Genomic DNA, 15,507 nt, shown 5'->3' with positions numbered 1-15,507 from the left:
GTCCGGGAATGCTGTCGATCCCCGAACCGGGCCGGGCCGCCGGTCTCCCGCGGCCGGTTCAGGCCCAGGACCTGCGGAAGATCGTCCGGGCCCGGAAGAGCCTGGAGCGGACGGTGCCGATCGGCACATTGAGAATGCCGGCCACCGCCTGCTCCTCCAGACCCTCGATGTGCCGCATGGTCAGCACCGCCCGGTGCTCGGGCGACAGCCGGGCGAGGACGTCGCGGATGTCGGCCGCCAGCTCGGTGTCGGTGGGATCGGCCTCCTCCACCACCTCGGCGGGCGGCACCCGGCGGCTGCGGTTCGCCACCCGGATCGCCTCGCGGACCGCGATCGCCTTGGCCCAGCCGTACAGCGCCTCCGGCGTCTGAAGCTGGTCCAGGCGGCGGAAGACGGCGATCATCGCCTCCTGGGTCGCGTCCGCCGCGTCCTGGAGCGCGATCGGCGCGCACACCCGGCCGACGTACGGGCCGAGGGTCGCCAGTAACTCGTCCATCGCCAGTACGTCACCGCGCTGCGCGCTGCGCACCAGCGCGGCCAGGTCCTGCGACTCTCTCGGCGCTCTCCCCGGGTTCGACACCATCAGCAGAATTCCCCCATGAATTCAACCCCTCCGGCGGACCTTTTTGTGCGGTCCGTTGCGGCGGGGCAGCCTACCGTTGCCAACGATCTCCGCCGAAGAATAGCGGACTTCGCCGGAATGGGCGCACGAGATAGGGGAAGGCAGGTCAGAAGCCCGGGGATTCGGGTCGGTGGCCAATCCGCTCAGAATTTGCGAAGGCGGTCAATTCGTGCAAACCCCTGACACCCCGCGAGGCTTTTAGTGCAAGATTTGACGGAACTTGACATGGGAATGGCAAGAATGGTCGTGGGAGAAATGGCAGCAGAAACGGCGAACTCCGACGTCCGGCCCGCGCCCGGCCCCGCCGCGCCGGCCGAGGTGCTCCGGACGCTCGCCGCGACCGCCGCCGGTCTCACCGCCGCGGCGGGCCCGCGGCTGGCGGTGGCCCCGGTCGGCGGGCGGGCGGCCCACCACGCCGCCGACCTGCGGCACGCCGCCGCGATGCCCGAGCGGCGCCGGGCCGACTTCCTGGCCGGGCGCGCCGCGCTGCGCCGGGCCCTGGCGGCGGCCGGGCTGGCGGCGGACGGCCCACTGCTCCCGGGCGGGCGCGGCCCGGGGCTGCCGCCGGGCGCCAGCGCCTCGCTCAGCCACTCGCGGGGCCTGGCGGTGGCCCTGGCCGCCCCGGCGGCGGGCCATCCGCTGCTCGGCGTGGACCTCGAACTGAACGGTCCGCCCGCCGCCGCCGCGCATCTGGTGCTGGGCCCGGACGAGCGGGCCGGGCTGGACCCGGACGCCCCGGGGGCCGCCCAGTACCTGCTGGAGTGCTTCTCGGCCAAGGAGGCCGCCTTCAAGGCTCTCAGCCCCCGGCTCGGGGCCGCGCTGCCCGGCCTGCGGGCACTGCGCCTGGCGCCGGCCGTCCCCCTGGCCGACGGCTGGCACGCGGTGGCCCGGGCCCGCGCGGGCGGCCCGCCGGTGCGGGTGACGGTCCGCCGGCTGGCGCCGGGCGCGGTGCTGAGCTGGGCGCTGCCGGCCGAGCCCCCGGTGGCGCCCGACGAACCGTGCCGGGAGGGCACACGGCGGTGAGAGGACGCGCGACGACGGGCGGGCCGCCCCCGATCGGGGGCGGCCCACCCGTCGCACGGTCCGCCGGCTCAGACCAGCGCCTCCCGGGGAACCTCCGCGTCGGAGCCGGGCCGCGCTGCCGCGGCGGCGGACGGAGCAGCGGCCGCGGGCTCGACCGGGTGCTCCCCGGGCAGCCGGCGCAGCCAGCTCGGCAGGTACCAGGCCCGCTCGCCCAGCAGGGTCAGCGCGGCCGGCAGCAGCACCGCCCGGACCAGGGTGGCGTCGATCAGCACCGCGGCCGACATGCCGATGCCCGACTCCTTCATCGACAGCTGCGGCAGCGCCCCGAAGACCGCGGCGACCGCGACCATCACCGCGGCCGCGCCGGTGACCACGCCCGCCGTGCCCCTGACGCCCTCGGCCACCGCCCGGACCGGGTCGAGCCCGGCCAGCCGGCCCTCCCGGATCCGGCTGACCACGAAGACGTGGTAGTCCATCGAGAGGCCGAAGAGGAAGACGAAGAGGAACAGCGGCACCCAGGAGGCGATCCCGCCGGTCGGCGTGAAGCCCAGCAGGCCGTGCCCCCAGCCGTGCTGGAAGATCACCACCACCAGACCGAAGGCGGCGCCGACCGAGGCCAGGTTCAGCAGCAGGGTGAGGCCGGCCAGCACCAGCGAGCGGAACGAGCAGAGCATCACCCCGAAGGTGAGGAGCAGGACGAAGCCCGCCACCCACGGCGTGGTGTCGCTCAGCTGCCGGTTGCCGTCCACCGAGACGGCCGTGGTGCCGCCGACGGCGGTCTGCGCACCGGGCAGACCGGCGAAGGCCCGGGGCACCACGGTGGAGCGCAGCACGTCGAGCGCGGCGACCGAGGCCCGGTCGGTGCCGTTGCCGTCCAGGCCCAGGGTGGCCACGCCGACCGTCCCGCTGTCGTCGGCGTGGAAGGCGACCGGGCCGTGCAGCCCGGGGGTGTCGGCCGCGGCCGCGCTCAGCGCCGCCAGTGCCCGGCGCCCGGCGGGCCCGGACAGGTCCGCGGCCCTGACCACCACCTTGGCCGGGGTGGTGGAGCCGGGGAAGGCCTGCTGGATCCGCTGGTAGGTCCGCAGCGCGGGCAGCGAGTCGGCGGGCAGGTCGCTGATGCCGGAGTCCGAGGTGTGCAGCGCGAACGCGGGCGCCGCCAGCGCGACGAGGAAGACACCGCACAGCCCCAGCGACAGGCCGGGGCGGCGGAGCACCCCGTTCACCACGCCGCCGCGCCCGGCGCCGGTGCGGGCGGCCCGCCCGCGGCCCAGCGGGATCCGGCCCTTGTCGGCGCGGTCGCCGAGCAGCGAGAGCAGCGCGGGCAGCACGGTCAGCGAGCCGACCACGGCGACCGCGACGACCGTGATGGTGGCGGTGGCCATGCCGACGAAGGTGCCGGTCCCGGACAGGTAGAGGCCGGCCAGCGAGACCATCACGGTGATGCCGGAGACCAGCACCGAGCGGCCCGAGGTGGCCGCGGCGGCGGCGACCGCGGCGGCCGTCTCCCGGCCGGCGGCGCGCTCCTCGCGGAACCGCTTGAGGTAGAAGAGCGAGTAGTCCACGCCGACCGCGATGCCGATCAGCGACATCACCGAGGTGCCGTTGACGTCGATCGGGGTCAGCCGGCTGGCGAGCACCAGCAGGCCGGAGGCCGCGGTGACGACGGTCGCGGCCAGCAGCAGCGGCAGCAGGGCGGCCACCACGGCGCCGAAGACGACCATCAGGATCGCCAGGGTCACCGGGATCGAGAGCAGTTCGGCGTTGCCGTAGTCGGTGTGCAGCTTGGCGTCGTAGCCGTGCTGGAACGAGGCCTCGCCGAACTCCTCGATCCGGAAGCCCGGGTGGGCGTCGCCGAGCTTCCCGACCGCGTCCAGCACCGGCTGCACCCGCTCCTTGGCGCTGCTCCCGGCGCCGGCCACGTCGAACTGGACCAGCGCCGAGTGGCGGTCGGCGGAGACCGCGGCGCCGCCCGCCGGGTCGAGCGGGGAGACCACGCCGGCGGTCCGGCCGGTGGCGTCCAGGGCCGCGACGGTGTCGCCGATCGCGGTCCGGAAGGCGGGGTCGTCCACGGTGCCGCCGGGGTCCTGGACCAGCACCACCTCGTGGGCCGGCAGCGACAGGCCGGCCTCGGCCATGATCTGCTCGGCCCGCTGGGCCTGGCCACTGGCCAACTGGGCCGCGGTGGGCTGCCGGGTGGCGCTGCCCAGCAGGGTGGTCGCCACCACGAAGGCCAGCCAGACCAGCACGGCGGTCCATCGATGGGTGGCGCTCCAGCGCCCGGCAGCTTCAGCGAGTCCTCGCCTGCTTCGCACGATCTCTCCCACGTCAGTCGCATCGGCCGGGCGGGGCCGGCCAGGCTCTCGGACGAGCCGTCATGGAGAGGAGGAGGGAGCCCGCCGTGGCGTTCCGCGGGATTTTCCGGCCAGGGTTCCGGACCGGCGGACGGAACCTTCGCGCCGGACGGCCCCTCCTGACAGGGCGACAGGACGACCCTCCCCCCGACCTCCGAGGAAGCGACCACCATGACCGAAGAGACCGTGGACCGCCCGCCCCGGCCGTTCCCCGACGCGCCCGGCGTCCGGCACCGCTACGTCGACCTGCCCGAAGTGCGGCTGCACGTCGCCGAGTTCGGGCAGGGCGAGCCGGTCCTGCTGCTGCACGGGTTCCCGCAGCACTGGTGGGCCTGGCGGCGGCTGGCCCCGCTGCTGGCCGACCGGTACCGGCTGATCTGCCCGGACCTGCGCGGCTTCGGCTGGTCCGAGGCCCCCGCGCACGGCTACGACACCGCGACCCGGGTGCGCGACGTGCTGGCCCTGCTGGACGCCCTGGACCTGCCCTCGGTGAAGCTCATCGGGCACGAGTGGGGGGCCTGGCTGGGCTTCCACGCCTGCTGCCTGGCCCCCGAGCGGTTCTCGGCCTTCCTCGCGCTGAACATCGTGCACCCCTGGCCGCTGCACCACCGACTGGCCCCGCAGGCCTGGCGGTTCTGGTACACCACCCCGCTGGAGTCGCCGCTGCTGGGCCGCTGGCTGCTGCGCCGCCGCCAGGGTTTCACCCGCTACCTGATGCGCCGCGGCGTGGTGGACCAGTCGGTCTGGGCGGACGGCGCGCTGGAGGAGTTCGTGGCGGCCAGTGCCGAGCCCGGCGCGGCCCGGGCCGGCGAGGCGCTGCACCGGGCGTTCGCGCTGCGCGACACCGCGGGCCTCGCGCTCGGCCGCTACCGCCGGCTGCGCCTCACCACCCCGACCCGACTGCTCACCGGGGAACGGGACTTCGTGCTGCCGCCGGGCGTGCTGGGCGGCGGCGAGCGGAACGCCACCCGGCTGCGGGTGGCGGGGGTGCCGGACGCCGGGCACTACCTGCACGAGGAGCGCCCCGAGCTGGTGGCCGCGGAGGCCCTGCGGCTGTTCGCCGAGGCGGCGGACGGGCAGGGCTGAGGCCGCCGCCGGACGGCGCCGGGCCGAGTGTCCGCCCGGCGCCGCGGCGCCGGGCGGCCCTGCCCCAGGCCTTGCTCCCAGGCCTTGCTCCCAGGCCTTGCTCCCAGGCCCTGCCCCAGGCCTTGCTCCCAGGCCCTGCCCCAGGCCTTGCTCCCAGGCCCTGCCCCAGGCCTTGTTCGCAGGCCCGGCCCCCGGTCAGGCCGTCCAGGCCGTCCGGAACTGCGAACGCGCCCGGAACAGACGTGACTTGACCGTCCCGGGTGGTAATCCGAGCAGCTCGCAGGCGGCCCGTTCGTCCAGGCCGTGCAGCTCCCGCAGGGTGAGGACGGCCCGGTGCTCGGGCGACAGCCGCCGCAGCACGTCGTGCACGTCGGCGGCCAGTTCCCCGTCCTCCCGGCCGGGCCGGTCGGCCACCTCGGCCACCGGCAGCTCCCGGGCGACCCGCCGCGCCACCCGGACCGCCTCGCGCACGGTGATGGTGCGCACCCAGCCGTACAGCAGCCTGGGCTCCTTGAGCCCGTTCAGCGAGCGGAACACCACGATCAGCGACTCCTGCACCGCGTCCATGGCGTGCTCCTGGGCGATCGGCCGGCAGAGCCCGGTGACGTACGGCAGCAGCAGCTCCATCAGGTCGTTGAGCGCGAAGGTGTCGCCCTCCTGGGCCGCGCGGACCAGCGGGGCGGCGACGTCCCACGGGGCGGGGACCGGGGCGCGGACAGGGCTGGGCTCATTCTCCCTCATGCCTGAGAGGAGGAGCCGAACCGCCGACGCACTCCGTCACGTCCGACGCGAAAGTTTTTCGGATCCCGGTGGATTGCGACCGCCACCGGGGCGCTCTTATCCGGTGTCGGGCCGCCGAGGGGCGCCGACCGGGAACCGGGCCCGGTCGGGCACCGAGGTCCGCACCGCACTCCGTGCGACCGGCTGTCGCACCTCGCCCGACCTTCCGCTCCGTGGTCCGCCGCCCCGCCGCGGCGACCGCTCCACGAGCGCCTCCTGACCGCACACGCCGTGCTCCGGCGTGCCCACCGACGCCCCAGGGAAACCGCATGCCTGACGTCTCCGCCCTGCAACTGGGCACCATCCCGCAGCCGACGGCCCCGCTGGGCGTGCTGCCCGAGGTGGCGGCCGCCAAGAATCCCGACACCGCCTTCCGCTCCGACCTGCCCTGGCGCACCTACGACGGCCCGGTCACCACCTTCGCCGAGTTCGCCACCGCGATCGAGGACTACGCGGACCGCTTCTGGGCGGCCGGGATCCGCCGCGGCGACACCGTGGCGGTGGTGCAGCGCAACCACATCGAGGTCGAGGGCGTGATGTGCGCGCTGGGCCGGATCGGCGCGCTGCCCGCGCTGCTCTCCAGCGCGATGGAGACCGGCGAACTGCTGGAGTGCTTCGCCCGGCTGGGCAACCCGTACCTGCTGGTGGACTCGCTGGGGCTGGCCAAGCTGGGCGATCACCGGGCCGCGCTGAAGATGCTGACCCGCGAGGTGTTCTCGCTGGAGGCCACCGAGGACCAGCGGGTGCGCCCGCTCCAGGAGCGCGCCACGCACACCCCCGCGCCGCGCGACGCGGACGAGTGGTTCGTCGTCACCCACTCCTCCGGCACCACCGGAGCGCCCAAGCTGGCCGCGCACTCGACCCGTTCGCTGTTCGGCATGGTCGCCCCGATGATCATGATCTTCCGGGACCAGTACAACCAGGACGACCTGAACGCCAAGCACCTCTCCTTCGTGCACGCCCGCACCTGTGCCGGCACCCTGGCCTCGCTGGAGACCGCGATGCCCGCGCTGTCGATCGCCGACGCCTCACCGGAGAACGTCAAGCGGCTGCTGCTGACGCAGCGCCCGACCTCGCTGGAGACCCACCCCAACGTCTTCATCCAGTGGGAGCACCTCGCCCAGGACCCGGACCGCCCGTTCGCCGGGATCGAGCGCTTCATCTCCACCTTCGACGCGATGCACCCGCGCACCGTGCGCGCCCTGCTCGGCGCCTCCGAGCAGCCCGGCGCGCACTACCTCCAGGCCTATGGCCAGACCGAGTCGGGCCCGATCTGCCTCCAGATCGTCACCCGCGACCAGGCCGCCGCTTACTCCCCGCGCAACGTCGGGTACTCCGGCGGCGGCATGGAGGTGCGCGTCGTCGACGAGGCCGGCGAGCCGGTGCCGACCGGCGCCACCGGGCGGATCGAGACCCGCTCGACCGGGCGGATGCGCGGCTACGTGGGCAGCGGCGACCCGATGCCGGCCGACGACGCGTGGTGGCCGATGGGCGACATCGGCCGGCTGCTGCCGGACGGCTCGCTGGAGCTGCTGGACCGGATCGTCGAGCACGTGGACGGCCTGGACAGCCTGCTGGAGAAGGAGGACCACCTGCTGGAGGCGCTGCCCGAGCTGGTCGAACTGGTCCTGGTCAAGGCGGACGACGGCGGCGTCGTCGCGGTCGCCTGTCCGCGGCCCGGCACGCTGCCCGACCGGGAGCGGTTCCTGGCCGCGGCCGCCGAGGTCGGCCTGACGGACCTGACCGTCTGCTTCTGGGAGTGGGAGGCGATGCCGGTGACCGGCTCGTACAAGGTCCGCCGCGCGGTGCTGCGTCAGCGGCTCGGCAGCCGCAAGGCCGCCACCGCGGTGCCGGCCGGGGCCCGGTGAGCGCGATGGGCGTCCACCTGTGGCGGCTGCTGGCCGCGTCGGTGCACGAGGGCACCGTGCTCACCACCCCCTCCCGCGACCACGAGCCGGTCACCGGCCCCGAGCTGCTGGCCCGGGCCGAGCGCACCGCCGGGCAGCTGCACGCGGCGGGCCCGGTCCGCCGGGCCGGGCTGCTGATGGCCAACGGCGAGCCGTGGGTGCGCGCGCTGCTCGCGGTGCTGCGGCTGGACGCGGCCGCGGTGCCGCTGGCCCTGCCGGTCGCCTTCGGCGGCGTCGAGGCCTACGCGGCGCACCTGGCCCGGATCGCCGCCGACGCCGAGCTGGACGTGGTGCTGGTGGACGGCTCGATCGGCCGGCGGATCCTGGACCGGGTGGCCGCGGCGCTGCCCGGGGTTCGCCTGGTGGACGTCGCCGAGGCGCCGGCCGAAGCCGTCGAGCTGCCGCCGCCCGGCGACGGCGGCACCACCCCGGCGGTGCTCCAGTACACCTCCGGGTCCACCTCGGCGCCCAAGGGCGTGGTGCTCGGGCACGACAACGTCGCGGCGGGCCTGGACGCGATCGCGGCCGGCACCGAGTGGCGGGCCGAGGACCACCTGGGCCTGTGGCTGCCGCTCTTCCACGACATGGGCCTGTTCACCCTGCTGAACGCGCTGCGCCGGGGCAGCCGGGTGACGCTGTGGCAGCCCGGCGACTTCATCCGCCGGCCGCTGCGCTGGCTCGGCGAGTTCGCCGCCTGCGGCGCCACCGCGGCCCCCGCGCCGAACTTCTTCTACGACCACCTGATCGCGGCCGCCCTGGTCGACGGCGTGCCGCCGGGCCTGGACCTGTCGCGCTGGCGGATCGCCGGCAACGGCTCCGAGCCGGTGCAGCTGCGCAGCCTGCTGGCCTTCCAGCGGACCTTCGCCGGCACCGGTCTGCCCGAGCGCACCGTCCAGCCGCAGTACGGGCTGGCCGAGGCCACCCTGATGGTCACCGGCGGCCGCCCCGGCGCGCCCTACCGCTCGGTCGAGGTGGACCGGCTGCGGCTGGGGCCGGGCGAGGCGGTCGTCCCGCTGCCGGCCGGCGTCCCGCGCGCCAAGACCGTGATCGGCTGCGGCGCCCCGGTGGCCGGGGTGGCGGTGCGGATCTGCTCGGTCGAGCGGCCCGCCGAGGCCCTGGCCGCCGGCACCGTCGGCGAGGTCCAGATCAGCGGTGCCCCCGTCACCCGCGGCTACCTGGGACTGGCCCCCGAGCGGCAGCCGTTCGGCCCGGACGGCTGGCTGCGCACCGGCGACCTCGGCTTCCTGCTGGACGGCGACCTGTACCTGGTCGGCCGGATCAAGGCGATGGCCGTGGTGCACGGCCAGAACTACTACGCCGAGGACGTCGAGGACATCGTCCGCACCACCCCTGGCGTCGACCGCCGGCACTGCGCGGCCTTCGTCCGGGACGACGACGGCGACGAGCGCATGGTCGTGCTCTGGGAGACCAAGCTCGATGCCGGGGAGGCCGCCGACGTCAGCGTGCGGATCCGCACCGCGCTGGCCGACCGGCTGGGCCTCGGCGCCGTCGAGGTGCACCCGGTGCCCGCCAACTCCATCCCCTTCACCAGCTCGGGCAAGGTCAAGCGGTCCGCCGCCGCCGAGCTGTCCACCGCCACCGCCAACTCCTCGGAAGGAAACCGGACATGACCACCACCACCGCCACCGCCACCGCCGGCGAGCAGAGCAGCACCGTCGACCCCCGCATCCTGGGCGTGGTGCGCGGCGCGCTCGCCACCCAGTCCGGCGTGCCGGTCGAGGCGATCGACCCGGCCAAGCCGCTCGCCGCGGTCCCCGGCATCGAGTCGGTGAAGGCGCTGCGCGCGATCACCGAGATCGAGGACGAGTGCGAGGTGGTGATCCCGGACGACTTCCTGTTCGAGACGGCCACCGTGGCCGAGCTCGCCGGGTTCGTCGCCGAGCTGGTGGCCCGGGGCGCGCGCGCGTGAGCGCCGTCGACCTGGCCACCGACCCCGCCGCACTGCTGCACGCGGTCGGCCGCTTCCGTACCGCACCCGAGGACGTCGCCCGGTACGACACCCCGGTCGAGGTCGCGGCCCGCGCCCTGCGGGCCACCCCCGAGCAGGTGCTCCGGCTGGCCGAGGGCGGCCTGCCGCACCACCGGGACGGCGACGGCGCCCCGCTGTTCGACTACGACGACCTGATGAACGTCGGGATGTTCTGCGGCAGCGGGCAGACCGTGCCCGAGCTCGGCCTGCGCTTCCTGATGCGGTTCGCCGCGACCGCCCGGCCCAGCTGGTTCGAGCCGCGCGACTGGGAGGTCGGGGTGTACCCGGCCCGCGGCTCGGCCGACGCGCCGGCCGGCCACCACGTGCGGGTGCGGCTGCCCGACGCCGAGGGCCCGGGCGTCACCGTGCTCGGCGGCCGGCCGCTGCCCGCCGGCGAGCTGACCGACGGCGGCTACCGGGTCGAGGTGCGGCTGACCGGCGCCGACCAGCCGGTGCGGGACCCGGCGATCCGGGAGGTCTGGGACGGCGTGGTGGACACCCTGGCCCGCCGCGAGGTGCTCTACCAGACCGTCCCGGAACGGCTGCGCGCCGACCACCGCCGGGCCTGGCGGCTGGGCGTGGCGGACTGCGTGGTCGCCTCCCGGCTGCTCGCCGGACTGCTCACCGAGCGCGGCTACCGGGCCCGCTCCCGGCGCGGCTACCTGCTCGGCCTGTTCGGCAGCGACCACGCCTGGTGCGAGGTGGAGGAGGACGGCGTCGTCAAGGCGCTGGACCCGGTCTTCGCCTTCGTCTCGCGGGTCGGCGACCCGACCCGCGGGGTGGCCGAGTCGCCCGAGTTCTCCGCCGCCTGCTTCGGCGGCCGGTTCAACCGCCTGCTGCCGTGCCGCACCGAGAGCGCCGAGCCGCTGGTGTACTTCGCCGACCAGCCCGCCCCCTACTGGGCGATGACCGGCGTCGGCGCCAAGCCCATCAGAGCCGTCTGACAACCCCTGTGGAGAAGCCATGAGCATCGCCCGTGCCCTGGTCGGGGCCGCCCTGGACCACCCCGGCCTGATCGACCGGCTGGCCGACGACACCGATTTCACCAGCGCCGGAGTCAACTCCGGTGAGCTGATCAAGATTGCGCTGGCCTGCGAGGAGGCCCTCGGCCGGGCCCTGGACGACCTCGAACTGGCCGAGCTGACCACGGTCTCCGCCGTCGCCGCGCTGTTCACGGCCGACCTGGCGGACGCCGCGGACCGGCAGCCGGTCGGCGCGATCGGAGGCCGCTGAGATGTGGCTCGCACAGGTCCTGCGGCGCCACCTGGAGCGGCGGCCCGACGCGCTCGCGCTGCGGGACGCCCGGCGCGACGTCAGCTGGCGCGCGCTGGACGCCGAGGTGCGGGCGCTGGCCGCGCTGCTGGGGGAGCGGGTGGGCCCCGGCGGCCGGGTGGCGGTGGTCAGCGGCAACCGGGTCGAGGTGCTGGAGGCCTACCTGGCCTGCGCGCTGGCCGGCCTGGTGGCCGTCCCGGTCAACCCCCAGCTGACCGACCGGGAGATCGCCGACATCCTCGGCCCGGTGGAGCCGACCGTCGCCCTGGTCGAGCCGCAGTACGCCGACCGGCTGGCCGGCTCGCTGCCCCGGCCGGCCGTGCTCGACCTGACCGCGGTGGCCGAGCTGCCGCCGCCGGCCACGGACGGCCCGGCGGCGGACCGCCCCGGCGCCGAGGGCGGCGACCCGGCCGCCCCGGTCGCCGTCCTGCACACCTCCGCGACCACCGGGCGGGCCAAGGGCGTCCTGGTGGACCAGCGCTCGTTCCAGGCCAACGCCTTCTCCTGGCTGGCCGACGTGGGCCCGGAGCCGGGCTGCGTCTTCCTGAACGCCGGCCCGCTCTTCCACGGCAGCATGGTGATCGCGCTGGACTACCTCGCCGCGGGCGGCACGGTCTGCGTGCTCGACCGGTTCACCCCGCAGGGCTGCCTGGCCGCCCTGGAACGGTGGCGGGTCTCGCACGCCTTCCTGGTGCCCTCGATGGTCAAACTGCTGCTCGACGCCCGGGGACTGGCCGCGGCCGACCTGTCCGCGCTGGAACTCCTGCTGCACGGCGCGGCGCCGATGCCCGCCGAGCTGGCCGCCGAGGCCGAGCGGCTGCTGGGCGCGCGCACCCAGACGATCTTCGGGATCACCGAGGGCGGGGGCCCGGTGATCTCGTTGGCGCCGGGCACCGAGCCCGGCCCCGCCCCGGTGTCCGGCGCGGTCTGCGTCGGCCGCCCGATGATGGGCGTCGCGGTGCGGTTCACCGACGAGAGCGGCCACCCGGTGCCGGCCGGCGTGATCGGCGAGCTGGAGGTGCGCGGCGACGGCCTGATGCGGGGCTACTGGAAGAACCCCGAGGCCACCGCGGAGACCCTGCGGGCCGGCTGGCTGCGGACCAAGGACCTCGGCTGCCAGGACGCGGACGGCCTGGTCTGGATCGTCGACCGGCGCAACGACCTGATCCTGCGCGGCGGCCAGAACGTCTACCCGGCCGAGATCGAGCACGTGCTGCGGCGCTCGCCGAACGTCGCGGACGTGATCGTGGTGCCGGCCCCCGACCCGGTCTGGGGCCAGACCCCGGTCGCCTTCGTCCAGCCGACCGCGCCCGGGGCCTTCGACCCGGGCGAGCTGCTGGACCTCTGCGTCGCCGAACTGGCCGGCTACAAGCGGCCCAGCCGCTTCACCGCGATCGAGCGGATCCCCCGCAACCCGGCCGGCAAGCCGCTGCGGACCGAGCTGCGCGCGCTGGCCGCCGCCGCGACCACCACCGCCGCCGTGACGACCGCCACTGCCACCGATGCCGCGACGACCGCCGCCGTGACGACCGCCACTCCGACCACCGCCACCGAACCGGAGCTGCCCCGATGACCACCTCCCTCGAACCCGACTACCTCGACCGGAACGTGCTGACCGACCTGGCGGGCGGCAAGGCCATCCCGATCAACGGCACCGCGGTCTTCCAGTGGGACTACGACCGGCGCAACGAGAAGATGCTGCGGCTGTACGTCCAGGGCAAGCAGCGCCAGTGGGACATGGACGACAAGCTGGACTGGGACCACCAGGGCGACCCCGACGACCCGCTGGGCCTGCCCGAGGACTTCATCTCGATCGCCGGCTCGAAGCTGTGGGACCGGCTGCCCGAGGAGGAGCGGCGGGTGATCCGCCGGCACACCAGCGGCTGGCTGTACTCGCAGTTCCTGCACTCCGAGCAGTTCGCGCTGATCGGCGTCGGCAAGATCTGCCAGGCCGTCTCGGACCTCGACTCCAAGATGTACGCGGCCACCCAGCTGATGGACGAGGCCCGGCACGTGGAGGGCTTCAACCGCTTCATCAGCACCAGGATCGGCCTGCGCTACGGCCTCTCCCCGTCGCTGAACTCGATGTTCGAGCACGCGATGCGCGAACCGCGCTGGGACTTCGGCGTGCTGGCCGCGCACATCCTGGTGGAGAACATGGGCCTGGCCACCTTCGGGGTGCACCGCGAGCGGCTCCAGGACCCGCTGGCCCGCTCGTTCAGCGCCTTCGTGGCGCGCGACGAGTCCCGGCACGTGGCCTTCGGCCGGCTGTTGCTGCGCCAGTACTACCCGCAGCTGTCCGAGGCCGAGCTGCGCGAGCGCGAGGACTTCGTGGTCGAGGGCTGCTGGGCGCTGCGCGACCGCTACGTGGACGACGAGATCTGGGAGCGCCTCGGCTACGGCGAGGAGGCCGTCAAGGCCTCCCGCCGCTCGCCCGCCAAGCGGGAGTTCCGCCGGCTGGTCTTCATGCGGATCGTGCCGGGACTCAAGGAGATCGGGCTGTTCGGCCCGCGGGTGCAGGCCGCGCTGGCGAGCATGGGCGTGCTCGGCTTCCAGGACGTGGACGAGGCGGCGCTGCGCGCGCTGGACGACCAGGCCGCGGTCGACGCGATGGCGGCGCGCGAGCTGGACGACCGGCGCCGGGACATCGCCGACACGATCTCCCTGGGCCGCACCGCCGCCGCCGAGAACTGACCGCCCGCCGCCGCGCCGGGCCCCCGCCGCCCCACCGGATCCTGCCACCCCATCGGACTCCAGGAGATCCTGACGTGCCCTCGACCACCATCGCCGGCAAGCACCGCGGCGCGGCCCCGCCCGGGGCCGACACCGCGGGACGGCGGCTGCTGACCGGCCTGATCGCCGGCACCGCGCCGAACCCTCCGGTCGTCGACCTGCTCGAACTGCCGCCGGCCACCGGCTTCGAGCCCGGCCTGGTCACTTCCCGGACCGTCTTCGAGACCGCGCACACGCTCACCCCCGGGGTGGTGTTCGGCGGCTGGATCGCCTGCCTGGTCGACCACTTCGCCGGCCTGGCGATGCTCTCCGCGCTGCCGGACGGGGTCGGCTTCCTGACCGCCTCGCTGACGGTCGACTACCGGGCCCCGCTGGTGCCGGGAGCGGCGGACGTCGAGGCGGAGGTCACCCGCTGCTCCACCCGGCACGCCCTGGTGGAGATCAGGTTCCGCCAGGGCGGCCGGCTCGCCGCGGTCGCCACCGTCGAGCAGATCATCCACCGGAGCGGAGCGGCCGATGTCTGAACAGCCGATGCCTGAGCAGCCGATGCCCGGACAGCCGAAGGGCCCCGCACCGGCCGGCCACGACGAGGAGCTGGCGGCCTTCCGCGAGCTGGCCCGCACCTTCCTGGTCCGTGAGGTGGTGCCGCACCACGCGGCCTGGGAGGAGGCCGGGCTGGTCGACCGCGAGGTCTGGCGGGCGGCGGGCCGGCACGGCCTGCTGGGGCTGGACGTACCGGAGGAGTACGGCGGCGCGGGGGTGGCGGACTTCCGCTTCCACGCCGCGCTCAGCGAGGAGATCGTCCGGGTCGGTGCCTACGGGCTCGGCTTCGCGCTGCACAACGACGTGGTGGCGCCCTACCTGCTGCGGCTCGGCACCGCGGAGCAGAAGCGGCGCTGGCTGCCGGGCTTCTGCTCCGGCGACCTGGTGACGGCGATCGCGATGACCGAGCCCGAGGCGGGCAGCGACCTCCAGGCGATCCGCACCACCGCGCGCCGCGACGGCGACCACTACGTCCTCAACGGCGCCAAGACCTTCATCACCAACGGCGTCCACGCCGACCTGGTGATCGTCGCGGCCCGCACCGAAGCGGGCAGCGGCGCGCGCGGACTGAGCCTGCTGGTGGTCGAACGCGGTATGGCGGGCTTCGAGCGCGGCCGCAAGCTGGACAAGATCGGCATGCGCGCCCAGGACACCGCCGAGCTCTTCTTCGACGACGTCCGGGTGCCGGCCGCCAACCTGCTCGGCCGCCCGGGCCGGGGCTTCCTGCACCTGGCGGACAACCTGCCGCAGGAACGCCTGGGCATCGCCGCCTACGCGGTGGCCGGCGCCGAGACCGCCTTCGCGCACACCCTGGCGCACTGCAGGACCCGCACCGCCTTCGGGCAGCCGATCGGCTCCTTCCAGCACATCCGCTTCGAACTCGCCGAGATGGCCACCGAACTGGAGATCGCCCGGACCTACGTGGACCGGTGCGTCGAGCGGCACAACGCCGGCCGGCTGGACGAGGTGGGCGCCGCCAAGGCCAAGTGGTGGGCCACCGACCTCCAGCGCCGGGTGCTCGACCGGTGCGTCCAACTGCACGGCGGCTACGGGTTCATGCGCGAGTACCCGGTGGCCAGGGCGTACGTCGACACCCGGGTGCACCCGATCTACGGCGGCACCAACGAGATCATGAAGGAGATCATCGGCCGCTCGCTCGGCGTCTGACCACCGCATCCGACGGACCATCACCACAGAGAG

The 15,507-nt window shown here is 74.9% G+C and carries 14 protein-coding genes; 11 read left to right on the top strand and 3 right to left on the bottom strand.

Annotated features, from left to right (window positions below):
• Window positions 1-58: 58 nt before the first annotated feature.
• On the bottom strand, window positions 59-583 hold the full coding sequence (locus ACFRAR_RS20760; RefSeq protein WP_380699592.1) for an RNA polymerase sigma factor: 525 nt from the start codon (window positions 581-583) through the stop codon (window positions 59-61).
• 294 nt (window positions 584-877) lie between these two features.
• Between ACFRAR_RS20760 and ACFRAR_RS20755 the strand changes: the two genes are divergently transcribed.
• Complete coding sequence (locus ACFRAR_RS20755; protein ID WP_380699591.1) at window positions 878-1,645, top strand: 4'-phosphopantetheinyl transferase superfamily protein; 768 nt, start codon at window positions 878-880, stop codon at window positions 1,643-1,645.
• 68 nt (window positions 1,646-1,713) lie between these two features.
• Here the strand turns inward: ACFRAR_RS20755 and ACFRAR_RS20750 are convergent, their stop codons facing one another.
• Window positions 1,714-3,957, bottom strand: coding sequence for an MMPL family transporter (locus ACFRAR_RS20750; protein WP_380699590.1), 2,244 nt, complete (start codon window positions 3,955-3,957; stop codon window positions 1,714-1,716).
• 210 nt (window positions 3,958-4,167) lie between these two features.
• Here ACFRAR_RS20750 and ACFRAR_RS20745 point away from each other — a divergent pair, with 210 nt between their 5' ends.
• Window positions 4,168-5,082 (top strand): alpha/beta fold hydrolase, encoded by a 915-nt coding sequence (locus ACFRAR_RS20745; RefSeq protein WP_380699589.1) that lies wholly within the window; start codon window positions 4,168-4,170, stop codon window positions 5,080-5,082.
• 195 nt (window positions 5,083-5,277) lie between these two features.
• Here the strand turns inward: ACFRAR_RS20745 and ACFRAR_RS20740 are convergent, their stop codons facing one another.
• Window positions 5,278-5,823, bottom strand: a complete 546-nt coding sequence (locus tag ACFRAR_RS20740) for an RNA polymerase sigma factor (protein ID WP_380699588.1) — start codon at window positions 5,821-5,823, stop codon at window positions 5,278-5,280.
• A gap of 308 nt (window positions 5,824-6,131) precedes the next feature.
• Between ACFRAR_RS20740 and ACFRAR_RS20735 the strand changes: the two genes are divergently transcribed.
• The 9 genes from ACFRAR_RS20735 to ACFRAR_RS20695 all read left to right on the top strand — a co-directional run bounded on the left by ACFRAR_RS20735 (window position 6,132) and on the right by ACFRAR_RS20695 (window position 15,474).
• The gene (locus ACFRAR_RS20735; protein ID WP_380699587.1) at window positions 6,132-7,730 is read left to right on the top strand and encodes a class I adenylate-forming enzyme family protein; all 1,599 of its coding nucleotides are present in this window, start codon (window positions 6,132-6,134) and stop codon (window positions 7,728-7,730) included.
• Between the two features lie 5 nt (window positions 7,731-7,735).
• Window positions 7,736-9,400 carry an AMP-binding protein gene (locus ACFRAR_RS20730; protein WP_380699586.1) on the top strand — a complete coding sequence of 555 codons (1,665 nt, stop codon included), beginning with the start codon at window positions 7,736-7,738 and terminating at the stop codon, window positions 9,398-9,400.
• A complete protein-coding gene (locus tag ACFRAR_RS20725) occupies window positions 9,397-9,699 on the top strand; it encodes an acyl carrier protein (protein WP_380699585.1) in 303 nt (100 codons plus the stop codon). The genes ACFRAR_RS20730 and ACFRAR_RS20725 overlap by 4 nt, the downstream gene beginning before the upstream one ends.
• Window positions 9,696-10,703, top strand: a complete 1,008-nt coding sequence (locus ACFRAR_RS20720) for a hypothetical protein (RefSeq protein ID WP_380699584.1) — start codon at window positions 9,696-9,698, stop codon at window positions 10,701-10,703. The genes ACFRAR_RS20725 and ACFRAR_RS20720 overlap by 4 nt, the downstream gene beginning before the upstream one ends.
• Before the next feature lie 19 nt (window positions 10,704-10,722).
• Entirely contained in the window at window positions 10,723-10,992 is a 270-nt protein-coding gene (locus tag ACFRAR_RS20715) for an acyl carrier protein (RefSeq protein ID WP_380699583.1), read from the top strand.
• A gap of 1 nt (window position 10,993) precedes the next feature.
• Window positions 10,994-12,604: a class I adenylate-forming enzyme family protein gene (locus ACFRAR_RS20710; protein ID WP_380699582.1), complete on the top strand. Its 1,611-nt coding sequence runs from the start codon at window positions 10,994-10,996 to the stop codon at window positions 12,602-12,604.
• On the top strand, window positions 12,601-13,725 hold the full coding sequence (locus ACFRAR_RS20705) for a diiron oxygenase (protein ID WP_380699581.1): 1,125 nt from the start codon (window positions 12,601-12,603) through the stop codon (window positions 13,723-13,725). Before ACFRAR_RS20710 ends, ACFRAR_RS20705 begins: the two co-directional genes overlap by 4 nt.
• A 74-nt stretch (window positions 13,726-13,799) precedes the next feature.
• Entirely contained in the window at window positions 13,800-14,288 is a 489-nt protein-coding gene (locus ACFRAR_RS20700) for a PaaI family thioesterase (protein WP_380699580.1), read from the top strand.
• 22 nt (window positions 14,289-14,310) lie between these two features.
• Window positions 14,311-15,474 (top strand): acyl-CoA dehydrogenase family protein, encoded by a 1,164-nt coding sequence (locus ACFRAR_RS20695; protein WP_380699595.1) that lies wholly within the window; start codon window positions 14,311-14,313, stop codon window positions 15,472-15,474.
• Window positions 15,475-15,507: the final 33 nt, after the last annotated feature.

Origin of the sequence: Kitasatospora sp. NPDC056651, from assembly GCF_042792155.1 — a bacterium.
Classification (GTDB): Bacteria; Actinomycetota; Actinomycetes; order Streptomycetales; family Streptomycetaceae; genus Kitasatospora.
The sequence above is the reverse complement of the archived record's forward strand: the minus strand, read 5'-3'. Positions and strand labels throughout refer to the sequence as shown.